Source organism: Hymenobacter sp. UYAg731 (assembly GCF_054061335.1).
This window is the reverse complement of record NZ_JBSSEC010000003.1, coordinates 358,929-375,885: the sequence shown is the minus strand read 5'-3', so window position 1 is coordinate 375,885 and position 16,957 is coordinate 358,929. Positions and strand designations below refer to the sequence as shown.

General features: G+C 62.1%; 12 protein-coding genes. 4 read left to right on the top strand and 8 right to left on the bottom strand.

The window, feature by feature from the left end; translation table 11 throughout:
- The first annotated feature begins 119 nt into the window (after window positions 1-119).
- Window positions 120-2,723, top strand: coding sequence for a DUF5916 domain-containing protein (locus ACVWYF_RS09660; protein WP_457067201.1), 2,604 nt, complete (start codon window positions 120-122; stop codon window positions 2,721-2,723).
- A 117-nt stretch (window positions 2,724-2,840) separates the two neighbouring features.
- Here the strand turns inward: ACVWYF_RS09660 and ACVWYF_RS09655 are convergent, their stop codons facing one another.
- The 3 genes from ACVWYF_RS09655 to meaB form a co-directional block, all read right to left on the bottom strand.
- Window positions 2,841-3,428: a hypothetical protein gene (locus tag ACVWYF_RS09655; RefSeq protein WP_457067198.1), complete on the bottom strand. Its 588-nt coding sequence runs from the start codon at window positions 3,426-3,428 to the stop codon at window positions 2,841-2,843.
- Between the two features lie 67 nt (window positions 3,429-3,495).
- Entirely contained in the window at window positions 3,496-5,124 is a 1,629-nt protein-coding gene (locus ACVWYF_RS09650) for a S8 family peptidase (protein ID WP_457067196.1), read from the bottom strand.
- Window positions 5,125-5,206: 82 nt separating this feature from the next.
- Window positions 5,207-6,187 carry a methylmalonyl Co-A mutase-associated GTPase MeaB gene (meaB, locus tag ACVWYF_RS09645; protein WP_457067193.1) on the bottom strand — a complete coding sequence of 327 codons (981 nt, stop codon included), beginning with the start codon at window positions 6,185-6,187 and terminating at the stop codon, window positions 5,207-5,209.
- Between the two features lie 102 nt (window positions 6,188-6,289).
- On the opposite strand from meaB, the gene ACVWYF_RS09640 reads away from it, so the two are divergent.
- The gene (locus ACVWYF_RS09640) at window positions 6,290-7,726 is read left to right on the top strand and encodes a DUF5723 family protein (RefSeq protein ID WP_457067191.1); all 1,437 of its coding nucleotides are present in this window, start codon (window positions 6,290-6,292) and stop codon (window positions 7,724-7,726) included.
- Window positions 7,727-7,908: 182 nt separating this feature from the next.
- Here the strand turns inward: ACVWYF_RS09640 and ACVWYF_RS09635 are convergent, their stop codons facing one another.
- From ACVWYF_RS09635 to ACVWYF_RS09625, 3 genes are all read right to left on the bottom strand, one after another.
- A complete protein-coding gene (locus ACVWYF_RS09635; RefSeq protein WP_457067189.1) occupies window positions 7,909-9,009 on the bottom strand; it encodes a hypothetical protein in 1,101 nt (366 codons plus the stop codon).
- A gap of 98 nt (window positions 9,010-9,107) precedes the next feature.
- Window positions 9,108-10,454, bottom strand: a complete 1,347-nt coding sequence (locus tag ACVWYF_RS09630; protein WP_457067186.1) for a glycosyltransferase 87 family protein — start codon at window positions 10,452-10,454, stop codon at window positions 9,108-9,110.
- Between the two features lie 82 nt (window positions 10,455-10,536).
- Window positions 10,537-11,127 (bottom strand): L,D-transpeptidase family protein, encoded by a 591-nt coding sequence (locus ACVWYF_RS09625; protein WP_457067183.1) that lies wholly within the window; start codon window positions 11,125-11,127, stop codon window positions 10,537-10,539.
- Between the two features lie 367 nt (window positions 11,128-11,494).
- Here ACVWYF_RS09625 and ACVWYF_RS09620 point away from each other — a divergent pair, with 367 nt between their 5' ends.
- Window positions 11,495-13,963, top strand: coding sequence for a beta-propeller fold lactonase family protein (locus ACVWYF_RS09620; RefSeq protein WP_457067181.1), 2,469 nt, complete (start codon window positions 11,495-11,497; stop codon window positions 13,961-13,963).
- Window positions 13,964-14,178: 215 nt separating this feature from the next.
- On the top strand, window positions 14,179-14,844 hold the full coding sequence (locus ACVWYF_RS09615; RefSeq protein ID WP_457067179.1) for a DUF2461 domain-containing protein: 666 nt from the start codon (window positions 14,179-14,181) through the stop codon (window positions 14,842-14,844).
- Window positions 14,845-14,923: 79 nt separating this feature from the next.
- Here the strand turns inward: ACVWYF_RS09615 and ACVWYF_RS09610 are convergent, their stop codons facing one another.
- Window positions 14,924-15,421, bottom strand: coding sequence for a DUF6702 family protein (locus ACVWYF_RS09610; RefSeq protein WP_457067177.1), 498 nt, complete (start codon window positions 15,419-15,421; stop codon window positions 14,924-14,926).
- Between the two features lie 182 nt (window positions 15,422-15,603).
- Window positions 15,604-16,950, bottom strand: coding sequence for an RIP metalloprotease RseP (gene rseP, locus ACVWYF_RS09605; RefSeq protein WP_457067175.1), 1,347 nt, complete (start codon window positions 16,948-16,950; stop codon window positions 15,604-15,606).
- Between the last annotated feature and the right edge of the window lie 7 nt (window positions 16,951-16,957).

The window sequence follows — 16,957 nt, the reverse complement described above, 5'->3', positions numbered from 1 at the left end:
GGCTTTTTTATGCCCGTCATTTTTTAATAATCTGGGAAATGCCTGCTCACAAGCAACTATTTCGCCCTGACACCCATCTCTTGGCCCTTCCGAAGGCTATTCTGTTTCGGACGAATACTATGCGTTGTTTTTTACTGCTTTGTTGGCTGAGTTTTTTTATCGGGGTGGCCCAGGCCCAGCAAGCGCCGGCCGCCGCGCCAGCGGCTACCGATGCCGCCCGGCCGGCTCCCAAGCGCCAGCTCCAGGCCACGCGCATCAGCACCCCGCCCAAGCTCGATGGCCTGCTGGATGAAGCCGTGTGGCAAACTGCGCCCATCGCCACCAATTTTTACGAGCTGGAGCCCACGCCCGGCCCCGTCGAAAAACACCCCACCGAAGTGCGCGTGCTCTACGACGACGCCGCTATTTACGTGGGGGCCATCATGCACGACGTGTCGCAGGATTCCATTCTGCGGGAGCTGAGCAACCGGGACAATATTGGCAACTCGGACTGGTTCGGGGTATTTTTCGATACCTACAAAGACCACCTCAACGGCTACGAGTTCATCGTGAGTTCGGGCGGGGTGCAGCTCGACGCCCGGCAGTCGCCCACCAACGGCGAGGACGGCAGCTGGAACGCCGTCTGGGACTCGCGCACTGCCCTGCACGGCACCGACTGGGTGGCCGAAATCCGCATTCCCTACTCCGCCATCCGCTTCAGCAAGGCCACCGAGCAGGTGTGGGGACTGAATTTTGGCCGGCAGCGGCGCAGCTCCCGCCAGAAGTTTTTCTGGAACGAGGTGAAGCCGCAGGTCGACGGCTTTGTGAACCAGTGGGGCGAGCTCACCGGCCTGCGCGACCTCAAGCCGCCGCTGCGCCTCTCGCTCACGCCCTACGTGAGCGCCTACGTGAACCATTACCCTTACAACGAGCAGGGCAAGCAGAACACCACCACCACCTTCAACGGCGGGGCCGACGTGAAGTGGGGCATCAACGAAAGCTTCACGCTGGATGCCACGCTGGTGCCCGATTTCGGCCAGGTCCAGAGCGATAACCAGGTGCTCAACCTTTCACCCTTCGAGGTGCAGTACAACGAAAACCGGGGCTTTTTCACCGAAGGCACCGAGCTGTTTAACAAGGGCGGGCTCTTCTATTCGCGGCGCGTAGGGGCGCAGCCGCTGGGCTTCGGCAGCGTGGACGGGCAGCTGCGCGCCGGCACAATGAACGCCGACGGCCACCGCCAGGGCGGCGAGTTCATTGTGCAGAACCCCGGCATCACGCGGCTGCTCAATGCCACCAAAGTCTCGGGCCGCACCAGCAAGGGTCTGGGCGTGGGTATCTTCAATGCCGTGAGCAACGACGTGTACGCCACCGTGCAGGACAGCACTACCGGCCAGCGGCGCGACATCCTCACCCAGCCGCTGAGCAACTACAACATCGTGGTACTCGACCAGAGCCTCAAAAACAACTCCTACGTGAGCCTGGTGAACACCAACGTGACCCGCGCCGGCAGTACCTACGACGCCAACGTGACCGGCGGCCTCTTCAAATTCGCCAACAAAGCCAACTCCTACGCCCTCAACGGCCGCGTGGTGTACTCCCGCCGCCGGGGCAAAGACTTTGGCTTGCAGGACGAAGTTTCGGACCAGGACGGCTACAAGTACTACCTCAACTTCGGCAAAATTTCGGGCAAATTCACCTGGGGCTTCGACCACGGCATCGAGTCGCACAGCTACAACCCCAACGATTTGGGTCTGCTCTTCGCCAACAACAACATCTCGCAGTCCCTCTACGCCAACTACAACATCTACAAACCCTTCTGGAAGCTCAATAAGCTCAGCACCTACGCCAGCACTTCGTACTCGCGGCTCGAACAGCCCGGCCTCTACCAGGACATGGGATTTTATGCCGGCGGCAACACCACCATCACCAAAAACTTCCTCACCCTCGGCGTCGACCTCGATGCCGCCCCGCTCACCCGCGACTACTTCGACCCGCGCCGCGCCCCCCTGGGCAAATACTTCGTGCGCAAGCCCGCCAACGTCGGCATCAGCGGCTTTTTCTCCTCCGATTACCGCAAGAAATTTGCCTGGGATATCAACTACGGAGCCCGCTTTTTCACGGCCGACGGCGACCGCCCCGGCCGCCACACCTACGCCCTCACCCTGGGGCCGCGCTACCGGGCCAGCAACCAACTCAGCTTCGTGTACTCCATCGGCCTAGAGCGGCGAATGAACCAGATTGGCTACGCCGGTGGCCTCGATGGCAGCGACTCCACCGATGCGCCCGTCATCCGCCGCTTCGGTGGCGATGCCGGCGACGTGCTCCTCGGCCGCCGCAACGTCACCACCTTCACCAACACCGCCACGGCCACCTACACCTTCACCAACCGCATGTCGTTCAACATCCGCCTGCGGCACTACGTGAGCAACGTGCATTACCGCGACTTCTCCCGCCTGCACCCCGACGGCCTCGAAACCCCCGAACCCACCTACACCCGCAACCGCGACAATACCTTCAACGCCTTCAACATCGACGCCGTGTACTCGTGGTGGTTCGCGCCCGGCTCCCAGGTTAGCATCGTCTGGAAAAATGCCGGCGCGTCCTTCTTCGAAGCCAACGCCGCCACCCCCCTCTACTTCGACAACTTGAGCAACACCATCAACACCCCGCACAATAATTCGGTGTCAGTGAAGGTGCTGTATTATCTGGATTATCTGGCCCTGCGCCCCCGGCGCGGGTAGAGTAGCGTGGAATCTGAGAGTCCGCGCCCGTTGGTGCATATCAGAAAGGAAAAAGCCCAAACGGGGCTAATTTTGCAGTAAGCAGCGCGGCGCAGATGCACGCTAGCAGGACGCACATTATAGACTGGCGGATAACCAGCACAGGTCAATTTGTCTGTTGTGGAATCTGAAGCTGGAAATCTTGCAGGCGATATTCTCTCCTTCCAGTGGCCATTCCGAAGGGTTGTAGGGAAGCAGTTCACAGTCGCTAAACTGCTGATTGATAATTTCAATCAGACCCCAATAAGGAAATGGCAACTCTATGAAAAGACCAAATGATGTTGCCTTACTTACCTTTCCAGTTATGATTTCGCCTTCGCGTAAGCTCTCGGTGATTTTGTAGAAGTTTACAAAATCAGCCACTTGCTTTTCATCCACATCACTTGGCTTCGCGCTTAAATAAAGCGTTCCGTCTACATAATTACTGACGACCATATCGAGTTTCGAGCCAATTGCGGGAAGAAGCGTTTCATCGAACGAAGAGTAGTCGTATTCGTCAAAGAGGTCAGAATAAGGCAAAATTGATTTGAATGCTGACGTAGTTTTCATTTCAATATTGCAACCCCTCCAGCCATTCCCTAAATCGAACATGTAATAGCCGGTTACAACGCCTGAAATAGGATGACCTACTTTATGTACCGTTTTTAAAATACTGTATTGGTCCATTTCTTGGCTTTCGTTTCTCCCGCTGGTAATTAACTAACTGCGGTGCTTCCGACTTGCGGCAGCACACCTACTTCACCACCGTTTGCTGCTCGGCCAGCTTCACGGCAGCGTACAGGTTTACGATGCCGCCGGTGCGCGAGAGGGTGGTAAAGTCGACCGTTTTTTTGGTGCCGGGCCTGAGGACTTTGGTGTGGTAGGGCACCGCCGATTGCAGAATAATCTGCTTGAGCTGCGCCGCCGTAAGCTGCGGAAAATAGGACTTGAGCACCGATGCCACACCCGCTACCACCGGGCCGGCCATGCTGGTGCCGCTGTAGGTGGCGTAGGTGTTGGCCGGGGTGGAGGAAAAAATGTCGACACCCGGCGCGAACAAGTCCACCGTTTGCTTGCCGTAATTAGAGAATTCAGCTGGCAGCTCCGGGGTGTTGTGGCGGCTGCTGGCCCCCACGGTTATCAGGTTCGGGATGTCCTGCCCGTTGAGATAGCGGGTTGAGGGGAAATTGCGTTCGGTGTCGATGTCGTGGCTGCTGTTGCCGGCGGCATGCACCAGCAGCACGCCCTTCTGGTCGGCGTACTGCATGGCCGCGTCCACCACGGCCTTGTCGGGCGAAAAGTCTTTGCCGAAGCTCATGCTGATAATCTGCGCGCCATTGTCCACGGCGTAGCGGATGGAGTTGGCCACGTCCTTGTCGCGCTCATCGCCGCTGGGGGTCGAGCGCACGCTCATGATGCGGATGGAGGGGCCGGCCACGCCGTCGGCCCCGCGCCCGTTGCCGCGCAGCCCGGCAATGATGCCCGCGCAATGGGTGCCGTGGTTGGCATCGGGGCCCTGGGTATCGGGGTTGCCGTAGGCGGTTTCGGTCAGGTCAGCAGGGTTGTCGCCCACCACCAGCGGGCGGGGGTTGTATTCCGGGTTGAGGCTTTTGTCGAGCCGGTCGCGGTAGTGCTTGATGGCGTCGTTCAGCGACTTTAGCGACTCGTCGGTGCTGGCGGAGTTGGCGCGGCGCAGGAAGGCGTAGAGGGAGGCCGCGCTGGCCACATCGGGTCGGGTGCGGATGGCCTGGTGCAGCACGGCAGTATCGAGCACCGCCACGCCCAGTTTTTCCTTCACCCGATTGAACGACTCCGCGTTGCTGGCGTACGCTCCGGTAAGTTCCGCCAGCCGCTTGGTGTCGGCGGCCAGGTCCTTTTCGTAGCTTGCCTTGGCCAGCTGGTAGTCGTCGAACCGGGCCTGGTCGGCCGGGGCCAGGCTCTTGCGCTTTTGGCCCTCAAACTGCGGCCGGTACTGCCGGTAGATGCGCGTCTGCTCCAGGGTTTCGACGCCAATGTTCTGCCCGTTTTTGCCGCCCAGGTAATTCCAGCCGCGCACGTCATCGGCGTAGCCATTGTGGTCGTCATCAAGGCCATTACCGACGATTTCGCGCGGGTTGCGCCACAAAATGCCCTTCAAGTCCTCGTGGGTCGAGTCGATGCCCGAATCAATGACGGCCACCAGTACCGGGGTAGGCTGGCGGTTAGCCAGCAACTCCCGGTAGGCCCGGTCGGCGCTGATGCCGGGCACGCCGTCAGCCTGCAAATCGAGGTGCTGCCAGCGGTGGATTTGCTCGGCCGAGAGCGTGGTCTGGGCGCGGGCGGTGAGTGTGGCGAAGGCAACCAGGCCGAGCAGGGCCAGGCGGAACCGGGTAGGAGTGGGCATGGAAAAAAGGAAAGCCCGCGCAAGGCGGTTGATGAGACAATAAAGAAAGGCGTGAAAACCGGGACCCGCCGCAATGCCCGCCCTACAACCCCAGCAGCTCCTCGGCCGCCGCAAACGGCGTGAGCTGCCCCGCCGCCACGGCCGCCTGCACCGCCGGCAGTTGCTCGCGCACCGCCGCGTCGGCATAAAACCGGCTTTCCAGCGCCTGCGCGATGCTTTGGTGCAGCCATTGCAGCTGCTGCTGCTGGCGGCGGCGCTCGAAATACCCGCTGCTGCGAGTGGCGGCGGCGTAGGTTTCGATGACCTCCCACACCTCCCCGACGCCCGTGCCCGCCACCGCCGAGGTGAGCAGCACCGGCACCACCTGCCCCGAGGGCGCGGCCGGAAACAGGTGCAGCGCGCTTTGGTAGTCGAGGCGGGCGCGGCGGGCGGCCTGCTCGTTGCCGTGGTCGGCCTTGGTGATGCACAGCGCATCGGCCATTTCCATGATGCCGCGCTTGAGGCCCTGGAGCTCGTCGCCGGCCCCGGCCAGCATCAGCAGCAGGAAAAAATCGACCAGCCCGTGTACCGTGGTTTCGGACTGCCCCACGCCCACCGTCTCCACGATAATCACGTCGTGGCCCGCCGCTTCGCATAATAATAGCGCCTCGCGCGTGGCCCGTGCCACCCCGCCCAGGCTGCTGCCGGCCGGCGAGGGCCGGATAAACGCCGCCGGCTGGGCCGCCAGCCAGGGCATCCGGGTCTTATCGCCCAGAATGCTGCCGCCGCCGCGCTGGCTGCTGGGGTCCACGGCCAGCACGGCCAGTTTCAGGCCCTTTGTTTCCACCAGAAACCGGCCCAACGCCTCAATAAACGTGCTTTTGCCCACCCCCGGCACGCCCGTGATGCCCACCCGCAGGCTGCGCCCGGTGTGCGGCAGCACCGCCTGCAACACTTCCTGGCCCAGGGCCTGGTCGCTGGCCAGGGTGCTTTCGACGAGGGTGATGGCGCGGCCCAGCACCGTGCGGGAACCGGCCCGGATGCCCGTGGCGTACTCAGCGGCAGAAAGACGTTTGGGGGGCATGTGTGCGGTAAGCTTTAGCTTGCCGGTTAACTTTAGGGCCGACATTGGCCCGTTTTCCAACAATTAAACGGCAAGCTAAAGCTTACCGCACATTTTCTGCTTATGAAATCATCTTTCCGCCTCTTATCGCTGGCCGCCGGGCTGGCCCTCCCCGCCACCGCCTTCGCCCAAAATGAGCTGAGCAACTTCTCGGCCACGGGCCGGGGCGGGGTCATCAACACCTTCGCCACCGACTACCAAGCCATCGGCATCAACCCCGCTAACCTGGGCCGCCGCACCAACTTCCGGGTGGCCTTCACCATTGGCGAAGTGGGGGCGGGCATCGGCTCGCAGTCGCTGTCTAAAACCACCTTCAAGCACATTCTCTACGACGGCGGCCAAAGCATCGGGCCCGCCGAAAAAGCCACGCTGGTAAATCAGCTCTCCGGCGACAACGTGCTCAACCTAAACCTCGACACCAACCTCTTCGGTCTGGCCATCACGCTGCCCAACGGCCTGGGCGGCCTGGCCTTCAGCAGCCGCCAGCGCATCGGCGGCCACCTGGCCCTCAACCGCAACGCCGCCGACATCCTCATCAACGGCCAGAATGCCGCCGTGGTAAAGCAGTACTACCCCACGCCCAACACCAGCGGCACGCCCACGCCCACGGCGGCCAATGCACCGCTCATTTCCACGGTGCTGGACGGGACCAGCATTCAGGCGGCCGTGACCAACGAGTTTAACGTGGCCTACGGCATTCAGGTGTATCAAAATGAGGCCTTCAAGCTGTCGTTGGGCGCGGGCTACCGCTACATTCAGGGCATCGGCATCGCCGATATCCGGGTGAACGGGGGCAACCTGACGGCCTACACGGCCCTCTCGCCAGTATTTGATGTGGACTACGGGCGGTTGGCTACCAACGCGTCCAACTTCAACTACGAGTCGGGCTCGGGACTCAAGCCCGTGGGCCACGGCAATGGCTTCGACGCGGGCGTATCGGCCGAAATCGGCAAAATCTTTCGCTTCGGCGCGGCCGTCACCGACATGGGCTCGATGACCTGGACCGCCAACGTGCTCGAAGCCTCCGACCAGCAGCTCCAGCAAACCGCTTCCACCGGCGTGCAGACTTACAACGTGCTCAAGGAACTCAGCACGCAGTTTGATGCGGAAAACAAAACCCTGTTCAAGTACGCCCCGGCCAGGGAGCGCACGGCCGCCTTGCCCGCCAAGCTGCGCCTGGGCGGCGGCATCCGCATCAACAAGTTCTTCGAAGCCGGCCTTGACGTGACCGCGCCGCTCAACAAGGTGGCCGGCAACCTGACCACCACCTTCGTGGGCCTCGGCGTCGATTACAAACCCCTGAACTGGCTGAAGCTGAGCAGCGGCTTCACCGGCGGCGCGGGCTACGGCAAGAGCCTGCCGCTGGGCCTCACCTTCGTGTCGCCCGTGTGGGAAGCCGGCATCAGCACCCGCGATGTGGTGGGCCTGCTTAGCGAAGACTCGCCGTATAGCTCGGTGGCGTTTGGCGTGCTGCGGTTTAAGATTGGCGGCAGCGAATAGAACCGTTCGTCATTGCGAGCGTAGCGAAGCAATCCGTCCGGTTCTCAGCGACCAACCTGATAATGTGAAAAGCCCCGGCACTGCACAGTGTCGGGGCTTTTTGATAAGGGCTTTGTCACTTCTCAAGGCTGGTCGCGTTGGGAGGACGGATTGCTTCGCTACGCTCGCAATGACAGACGCACCTAATTCGGTACCACCACAAACGCGGGCAGGCCCAGCTTGCTGCGGCGGCCGCCGAGTTTCAGGCCTTCGTCCACGTACTTGCAATCCTTGCCGGCCACGTTGGGCTGCTCAATCACGCCGAGGTTGGGGTTGTCCTCGCGGGCCACGTAGATGCGGCCATCCGGCCCGAGCTGGAGCGCCCCGATTTTACGGTTGGCCGACTTGCCCACCAGCACCGGTGGGCTGGCTTTCTTCGCCAAATCGAACTGCCAGATTTGGGTTTCGCCGCCGCCCACGCCGTTGCAGGTGCCGTATACGAACTTGCCATCGGGCGAAAACTCGACCCCGTATGCCTCGGCATAAGGCCCAAAGCCGCGCGGGTTGCTGACTTTGCCGGTGCTGCGGTCAAAATCATAAATCTCGAATTTGTTGGTTTCCTTCCACAGCGCGGCGGCCAAGTGCTTGCCATCGGGCGAGAACTTGAGCGCGCCAATGGCGTTGCGGCCGGGGCCGGCGTTCATGCTGCCCACGTTGCTCATCAGCGGCTTGGCCGATACGCCATCGGCCGTGACGAGGTAGCTCACGAAGGCGTTGGAGTTCCAGCGGTGGGCTACTATCCAGGTATCGCGGCCGTTGGCGTGGCGCACGGCGGCCAGCTTTTCGGCCACCGGCTGGATGAGCAGTAGGTTCACGCGGGGCAGGTCGCCGAAGCCGTCGGCGCGGGTCATATCCACGATGGAGTAACGCAGGCCGTTGGGCGTGCCCTGTGGGGCTACTGTGAAAATGTAGAAAATATTGCCCGAGCCGGGGTCGGGCACGATGAGGGCCGACTGGGTACTGCTGCCGCTGCCCATCAGCTGGCGGCCGTTGGGCATGGGCTGGTGCTTGCGGTTCCACACGGTTTCGCCGTTGGTGTAAAAGAGTAGTTCGCCCTTGGCGGTGGTGGCCACGGCGCAACCCTCGTAGGTGCTCATTTTGCCGTCGTTCAGGGGTTTGGGCGTGTTGCCATCGGCGAAAGTCAGACCGGCCTGCTGGCCGAAATACCAGATGTCGGTGGGGCGCTGGGCGCGGGCCGTGAGCGTGAGCAGCAGCGGCAGCAGCGCAAGAAAAAGGCGTTTCATGGGCAATGGAAGCGTATGGTAATGCGGCGTAAACGAAAAAACCGTGCCGGATGGTGCGTGGCCCTACGCAAGTGTGGGCCAGAGAGCTTCGGTAGAACTCATGTTTCGGTTGCGCTCAGCACGACATGCCTGGCTGTATTCCCCACCGGCCGCGCCAGCAACAGTCCTAGCACGCCCAGCAGCCCCAGCGGCGGCAGGAAATACAGAAAATGCAGCCTTGCCGGGTTGCCCAGCGCCAGTGCTAGGCCATTGAGCGGCAGCAGTAGCGGCAGCAAAAATACCAGCAGCCCCCACTGCCACCGGCGCGGCAGAAACCGGCTGAAAAGCAGCAGCGGCAACAGCAGCACGGCATCGTAATAAAGGTGGTAGGTAGTAAGCAGCGTGAGCGTGCTCACCACCAGAAACAGGTACCAGTCGGCCAGCCGTATTGGCTGCTGCCGGAGCCACAGCAGCCGCAGTCCGGCGGCCAGCCACAGCGCCGCGTGCAGCACTAGGTGCCAGGGGCTGCTGCCGGGGCGCAGCCACTCCAGCACGTTGCCCAGCTCCAGACGCAGCGTCATGCCCTGGGTGAGAGGGTAGTCGGGGTCGGCGGGGTCGAAGGATTGGGCGCGCACCTGGGCCAGCAGGTGCTGGTAGGTGGGCAGTAGTTCGGCCGGAAAAGCGGCCCAGTAGAATGCCACTGCGCTCAACAGCGCCACCACGGCGGCGGCCACGGCCAGCGTCAGCCACTGCTTTCTCCAGAGAAACCATGCGGCGAAGGGCAGGAGCAGGGTAACTTTGAACGCGGCCAGGCCTAGCAATACGCCCGCTATAATAGGTTGCCAAAGCGGTTTTATTCGGGCGGTCTGGGAAGCTGTTGCCGCTTCAGTATCAATGGCATCTGCTAGGTTGGTTCTGGCTTCCGCAACGAAGTTCATTCCGCTCCCAACCGCCAGCGCGCCCACGCCCAGCGCCAGCGCCGCAAACGTGGGCTGGCCGGTGAGCAGGGCCGGCACCGTGCCTTTCAGCGCCACGGCGGCTAGTAGAAACTGCCACCACGGCACCATTTCAGTCTTTTTGATGCGCAGCGCCCTGGGCCACAGCCGGGCCAGCAGTGCCAGGCTCAGCAGGGCCAGCCCGTACCACAGCGGCCACGCCACGGCGTAGGGCAGCCGGCCGATGGTGCCGGCAAACAACCCCACCGCCCACGGCGGGTACAGAAACGGCAGGTTCGGCAGCCCCGGCTGGGTGCAGCTGACAATGCTTTCCTGCCGCGTGATGCGCTGCCAGCCGGCTTTCAGAATGGCATCGTCGTAGGGGTTCAGGCCCTGGCGCAACACGGCCTGGCCCACGTAGCAGGTCCGGAAATCCATGGGCCGGTCCGCATCGGGGCGCGGTTCGCGCAGCACGCGGCTGACATTGAACAGGGCAATCAGGACCAGAAAAAGCAGAAGAAAACGCGGCACGGCGGCAAGGTAGTGGCGCGAAATTTTAGTTCGCGTAGCTGCACAGTTTTAACGGCGCGGGAAAGCGTACTAAAAGTTCGCGCTACTTTACCGCCAGTGGCATCACCGCCGCCGGCTCGTGGTGTTTTTCGAAATACGCGTAGCCCGGCATCAGCCCGCGCCAGAAGGCCAGGTGCGGGCTTGTGGCGTGTTTCGCCAACTCAATTTCCGTAAGTGGAAACGGGAAAATATGTACCGGAATCACCGCCTGCCCGGCCGCCCTCGCCGTGATGGCCAGCAGGTACACTTCCTCGATGCCGGCATCGGTGATAGGCAGGCAGCCGATGCTGGCCGCACCGCCGTGGATGAAAATGTCGCCGCCGGGGTTGGGCTCACCCAGCGCCAAATCGGCGGCGTTGGGGTAGTTGAGGCCCAGTGATAGATGGAAATTGCTGTTGGGGTTGAAGCGGTCGATTTCGTAAAAGCCTTCCGGCACCTGGTAGTCGCCTGCCCGGCGCTTGGGGCCGAGCGCGCCCGACGTGGCCGCCAGCGGATAGGTCCGAAGCAGCTCAAACGGCCCGCCGCCTTGGTTGCGCGCCCACATTTCCAGCTCCACGCGGGTTTTCACGAGGCGGAACATGATTTCCAGCCGGCGTGGGTCGAGGTAGTGGGTGCGCAGGAGGTTGGCTACCACGGGGCCGGTAGTGGCTTCGGCAGCCCGTACCCGTGGGAATAGCCGCTGCTGCGCCTGGAAGTCAATTGGTTTTGCCTCTGTCAAGCCATCGGCGGACGTGGTGCAGGGCTGGGCCAGTAGCTAAAAAACGGATAATACCAACGGCACGCAGCACGAGAGTCGAAGAAGCATCGAAACAACCGGAATAAAGAGGGATGCGGCTACAACGGCATTCAGGAATTTCTATTTTATGCCGCAGAGCAATTAGTTTCGGGGAGGGTCGCCGGAAGCTTTTGCCTTCGTAATGCTGCCGTAACCGCTACTGCTGGCCCGACCGGTTACCTTCGTGGCTCGGGCACTGGCCAAAGCGTCGCGTCCCGGTTGAGCCATGCTTTATCCAGTAAAATTCCGCCGCTTCGCCCCTTTACTGCCGCTGCTGGCGTTGCTAAGCTGCTCCGGCAACCCTGGCACCCAGGCCGCGCCCGAAGCGCCCGGCGTACTGCCTGGCCCCATTGCCGGCACCAGCCAGACGCGGCTTTCCAATGGCTGGAAGCTTAGCCCCGCCGGCACCACCACGCCCCTCGGTGACCTGCCCCTAAGCCTGCAAACCAGCCCCGACGGCCGCCTGGCCGCCGTAGTCAACGCCGGCTGGGGCGAAAACTCGGTGCAGCTCCTCGACGCCGCCACCGGCCAAGTGCTCGATACCCGCGTGGTGCCGGCCGCCTGGGCCGGCCTCGCCTTCGCGCCCGATGGCCGCACGCTCTACGCCTCCGGCGGGCAGCACAACCGCATTCACTGCTTCCGAATTGAAGGCCGAAAGCTCCAGCCCGATAGCGCCCTGGTGCTGGGCGCGAAATGGCCGAAACAGAAAATCGGCGTGGCCGGCCTGGCCGTTGATGGCCGTCGCAACGTGCTCTACGCCGTGACGCGGGAAGACAATTCGCTCTACACCTTCGACCTGAAAACGCGCCGCATCCTGCGCACCCTCAAGCTGCCAGCCGAAGCCTACGGCACCCTGCTCAGCCCCGACGGTGCCCGGCTCTACATCACGCTCTGGGGCGGCCACGCGGTGGCGGTTTACGATACCGAAAAGCAGCAATTACTGGCTTCGATTCCCGTCGAGAGCCACCCCAACGACCTCGCCCTGACCCGCGACGGCCGCCGCCTGTTCGTGGCCAACGCCAACAGCAACTCGGTTTCGGTGATTGATACCCGCCTCGGCCGGGTCACCGAAACGCTGAATACGGCGCTTTTTCCCGCCTCGCCCGCCGGCAGCACGCCCGATGGCCTGGCCCTGAGCGCAGACGATTCCCAGCTATTTATCGCCAATGCTGATAATAATTGCCTGGCCGTGTTCGACGTGCGCGATGCGGCCGCCAGCCGGCCGCTCGGCTTCATCCCCACCGGCTGGTACCCCACGGCGGTGCGCGTAGTGGGCAATCAGCTCCTGATTGCTAACGGCAAAGGCAGCACCTCCCGGCCAAATCCCGACGGTCCCAACCCCGTGCGCGACGTGGGCGAAAAAGGTAAGGGCTACATCGCCGGACTGCTCCTGGGCTCACTCTCGCGCCTTCCCGTGCCCGACGAAAAAGCATTTGCCGCGTTCTCTGCCCAGGTATATGCCAACACGCCCTTCACCAAGGCCCGCGAGGCCGCCCCCGAAGTGCCCGCCGGCAGCCCCGTGCCCCGCCGCGTGGGGGAGGCCTCGCCAATCAAGCACGTCTTCTACATCATTAAGGAAAACCGCACCTACGACCAGGTTTTGGGTGATTTGCCTGCCGGTAACGGCGACGTCAGCCTCTGCTTATTTCCCGAAAAGGTGACGCCTAATCACCACGCCCTGACGCGGGAATTTGTGCTCCTCGATAATTTCTACGTGGATGCCGAGGTGAGCGCCGACGGTCACAACTGGAGCACCGCCGCCTACGCCACCGATTTCGTGGAGAAAAGCTGGCCCAGCAACTACAGTGGCCGGGGCGGCGAGTACGATTTTGAGGGCAACCGGGGCGAAGTGGCCGAGCCCAAGGACGGCTTTCTGTGGGACTATTGCCGCCGCGCCGGCCGCAGCTACCGTAGCTACGGCGAGTTCGTGTACAAGGGCAAAGCCAGCGTGCCGGCCATCGAGGGCCACTTTTGCGAGCCCTACGCCGGCTTCGACCTGCACGTGCGCGACGTAGACCGGGAGCGCATCTGGGAGCAGGATTTCGACCGCCTCGTGGCCGCCAACCAGCTGCCCGACCTCAGCATCATCCGCCTGCCCAACGACCACACGTTCGGCGCGCGCAAAGGCGAGCTCAGTCCGCTGAGCTACGCCGCCGACAACGACCTAGCCCTGGGCCGCCTGATGGAGCACCTCTCCAAAAGTCCCGTCTGGAAGGAATCGGTGGTGATGATAGTGGAGGACGACGCCCAGAACGGCCCCGACCACATCGACGCGCACCGCTCCACGGCCTACCTCGCGGGTCCGTACATTCGCCGCCACGCCGTGGTGCATACCGCCTACACTACCTCCGGCATGCTGCGCACGCTGGAGCTCATTCTCTGCCTGCCGCCCATGAGCCAGTACGATGCCGCCGCCCCGCCGCTCTGGGCCTGCTTCACCTCGAAGCCCGACTTCAAACCCTACGCCCTGCGCCCCGCCACCACCCCGCAGGATGTGCGCAACACCGCCCTCAACGCCCCCGCCCGCCGCTCCCTAAAGTTCGACATGAGCCGCGAAGACGCCGCCTCCGATATGGCTTTCAACGAGAATATCTGGCAGGCCATTCGGGGCGAGCACAGCCGTATGCCCGCCCCACGCCGTAGCGCCGCCGTGCGCGAGGCCAAAACGGAGCATGAGGAGGAAGAAGATGAATAAGCAAAAACTCCCCTCCTTACCAAGGAGGGGACGCTGACGCGCAGCGCCAGCTGGGGTGGTGGCACCGCAGGGTGGCGGTGGAATAATTCCGAACGAAAGTTTAACAAAGCTGTTCAACACCACCCTGCGGTGCCACCACCCCCGTTTTCGCTGCGCGAAAACATCCCCTCCTTGGTAAGGAGGGGAGTTCGCCATTTCCTGACCGACCCAGTGCTATGCAGCTCAAACCCCTCTTCACATTCCTCACCGCCCTCACTAACCACAACGACCGGCCCTGGTTCCAGGAGCGTAAGCCCACCTACGACCAGCTCCGCAAGCAATTCGAGGAAGATGCCGAATTCTGGTTTCAGGAGCTGGCCAAGCTTGACCCGGGAATAGCCGGCCCCGCCGGCCGCAAAAGCATCTTCCGCATCTACCGCGACGTGCGGTTCAGCAACAACAAGGACCCGTACAAAACGCACTTTTCGGCCTACTTCACGGCCAGCGGCAAGGATATTGAAACGCCCGGCTACTACGTCCAGATTGGCCCGAATGGCAATACGCTCATCGGCGGCGGGTTTTATATGCCCGATAAAACCCAGCTGGCCGCCATCCGTCAGGAAATCGACTACAATGCCGACAAGCTTAAAGGTCTGCTGGCCGCGCCCGATTTCCGACGCTACTTCGGCCAGATGAGCGGCGACAAGCTCAAAAAATCCCCCGCCGCCTATTCCGTTGACCACCCCGAAATCGAGCTGCTCAAGCACAAAAGCTTCACCGCCACGCACATCATGAGCGACGCTGAAGTGCTGAGCCACGCCGATTTCCGGGCGCATGTCGTGGATGTATTTGCGGCGATGGTGCCGTTCTGCCAATTTCTGCGCGGCGCGATAGAGGCGTAACGCGGACTCAACGTAGCGTGGACTCTGCGAGTCCGCGTATGGCCCGCACAATACACGGACTCGCAAAGTCCACGCTACATCACCACGCCAGGGTTTCCTCCTCGTGGCCGGCGCGGAACAGCGCGCTTTGCTTCTTGCCGTTGGCCTCGATGTTCACGATGTTCATCTGGTCGGCAAAGGTGTCTAGCAGCACGGCCTGGCGCAGCTTCACGGCCGTGACTGGACCCGACAGGGGCACTTTGCAATAGAACCAGCAGCCGTCGTTTTCAGCCTGCATGCCCAGCACTTGCAGCAGTAGCGGCTTGCCCGTCACCACGCTCACCTGTAGGGTGCGCTGGAAGTAGGCCGTGGCCAGCACCAGTGGGCGCGGCCCGGCATCGGTGAGGTTCACGCGGGTGGGCTGGCCCTGCGAAAGCGCCTTCTCAAAGTCATCAACGAAGACTTTGACTGAAATCTCCAGCTGCTTCTTGGCCGCGTTGTAGCGCAGCTCCGTGATGGTGGAGTGGTAGGCGTGGAACGCCGGCGCGGCCCCAGCCAACGGAAACAGCGCAGCGGCAAGGAGAGTGAGCAGGCGCATGGGCGAGCGTTGGTTTAGAGAAATGGGGCAGGAAAATGCAAACGAAAAAAGAACGTCATGCTGAGCGGAGCCGAAGCATCTCGCGTGCCATAGTAATTCTCTCGTCCAACGATTGAGTTACTATTGGCACGCGAGATGCTTCGGCTCCGCTCAGCATGACGTTCTAGGTAATCTGCCGGTTCCTAGTGGAACAGCTTCATCACCTGCTTGAACACAATCACATACGCCATCAGGGCCAGAATCATCACTGTGCCCACGCGCTGGGCACCTTCCAGAAACTTATCCGACGGCTTGCGGCGCAGAATCATTTCGTAGAGCAGGAACACGACGTGGCCACCATCGAGGGCCGGAATGGGCAGCAGGTTCATGAAGGCCAGCACCATGCTCAGGCCACCGGCCAGGCCCCAGAAGTGCTGCCAGTCCCAGATGCCGCCGAACTGTTGCGCAATCTCAACCGGCCCGCCCAGGCTTTCCGAAGCCGAGGCCTCGCCCTTGAAAATCTTGCCGAAGGCCCGCGCCTGCAAGCCAATCACCCCAAACGCCTTGCTCACGCCCTGCGGAATGGACTCGGCCACGCTGTACTGGCGGGTGCCGAGTTGCAAGGTCGACTTGCGCTCGAAGCCGATGCGGCCCGAACTGGTAACCGGGATATTTAGCGTGAGGGGCTGGCCGCCGCGCTGCACCAGCACGGGCACGGTTTTGTCCTTATTGGCCAGCAGGGCGGCCTGAAGTTCGTCGAAGAATTGCACCGGCTGGCCGGCCACGCTCGTAATCACATCACCCACTTGCAGGCCGGCTTTGGCGGCGTTGCCGCCGGGCGTTACGCGGTCCACCGCAAAGGTTTCGCGGGGGCGCACCAGCAGGCTGTCGGCACTTTGCTTGCCGAATTTGTCGAGGAAGTTTTTCGGGATTTTGATGTCAGCCAGCTGGCCGTTGCGCTCCACGGTGTAGTAGGAATTGTCGCCCATGATGACTTCGGGCTTGTACACATCATCAAACTCGGCAAACGGGCGGCCGTTGATTTTCACAATCTTGTCGCCGGTGCGGAAGCCGATTTCGCGGCCCAGGCCGTTGGGCAAGATGCCGTAGCGGGCCTCCGAAGCCGGCAAAAACGTGTCGCCGTAGTGCGCCGTCATGGCCGTGAAGATGATGATGCCCAGAATCACGTTCATGATGATGCCGCCGAGCATCACCAGCAGGCGCTGCCAGGCGGGCTTGCCCCGGAACTCGTCGGGCTGGGGCGGGCCGGCCAGGGCCGAGGCGTCCTGCGTCTCGTCAATCATGCCGTGAATCTGGACGTAGCCGCCCAGCGGGAACCAGCCAATGCCGTACTCCGTCTCGCCAATCTTCTTTTTGACCAGCGCGAAGTTGGCCACGTTGGGCATCGGAAACAGGAAGTCGAAGAAGATGTAGAACTTATCGACCCGGATTTTAAAAAGCTTGGCGAAGGCAAAATGGCCGAATTCGTGCAAGCCAACGAGGATAGAAAGGGCCAGCACAAGCTGGCCAATCATGGTGAGGATAGCCAAGGGAAAC

Coding starts and splice junctions, on each gene's coding strand:
- ACVWYF_RS09660 (WP_457067201.1), top strand. CDS start 120: ATGCGTTGTTTTTTACTGCTTTGTTGGCTGAGTTTTTTTATCGGGGTG.
- ACVWYF_RS09655 (WP_457067198.1), bottom strand. CDS start 3,428: ATGGACCAATACAGTATTTTAAAAACGGTACATAAAGTAGGTCATCCT.
- ACVWYF_RS09650 (WP_457067196.1), bottom strand. CDS start 5,124: ATGCCCACTCCTACCCGGTTCCGCCTGGCCCTGCTCGGCCTGGTTGCC.
- meaB (WP_457067193.1), bottom strand. CDS start 6,187: ATGCCCCCCAAACGTCTTTCTGCCGCTGAGTACGCCACGGGCATCCGG.
- ACVWYF_RS09640 (WP_457067191.1), top strand. CDS start 6,290: ATGAAATCATCTTTCCGCCTCTTATCGCTGGCCGCCGGGCTGGCCCTC.
- ACVWYF_RS09635 (WP_457067189.1), bottom strand. CDS start 9,009: ATGAAACGCCTTTTTCTTGCGCTGCTGCCGCTGCTGCTCACGCTCACG.
- ACVWYF_RS09620 (WP_457067181.1), top strand. CDS start 11,495: ATGCTTTATCCAGTAAAATTCCGCCGCTTCGCCCCTTTACTGCCGCTG.
- ACVWYF_RS09615 (WP_457067179.1), top strand. CDS start 14,179: ATGCAGCTCAAACCCCTCTTCACATTCCTCACCGCCCTCACTAACCAC.
- ACVWYF_RS09610 (WP_457067177.1), bottom strand. CDS start 15,421: ATGCGCCTGCTCACTCTCCTTGCCGCTGCGCTGTTTCCGTTGGCTGGG.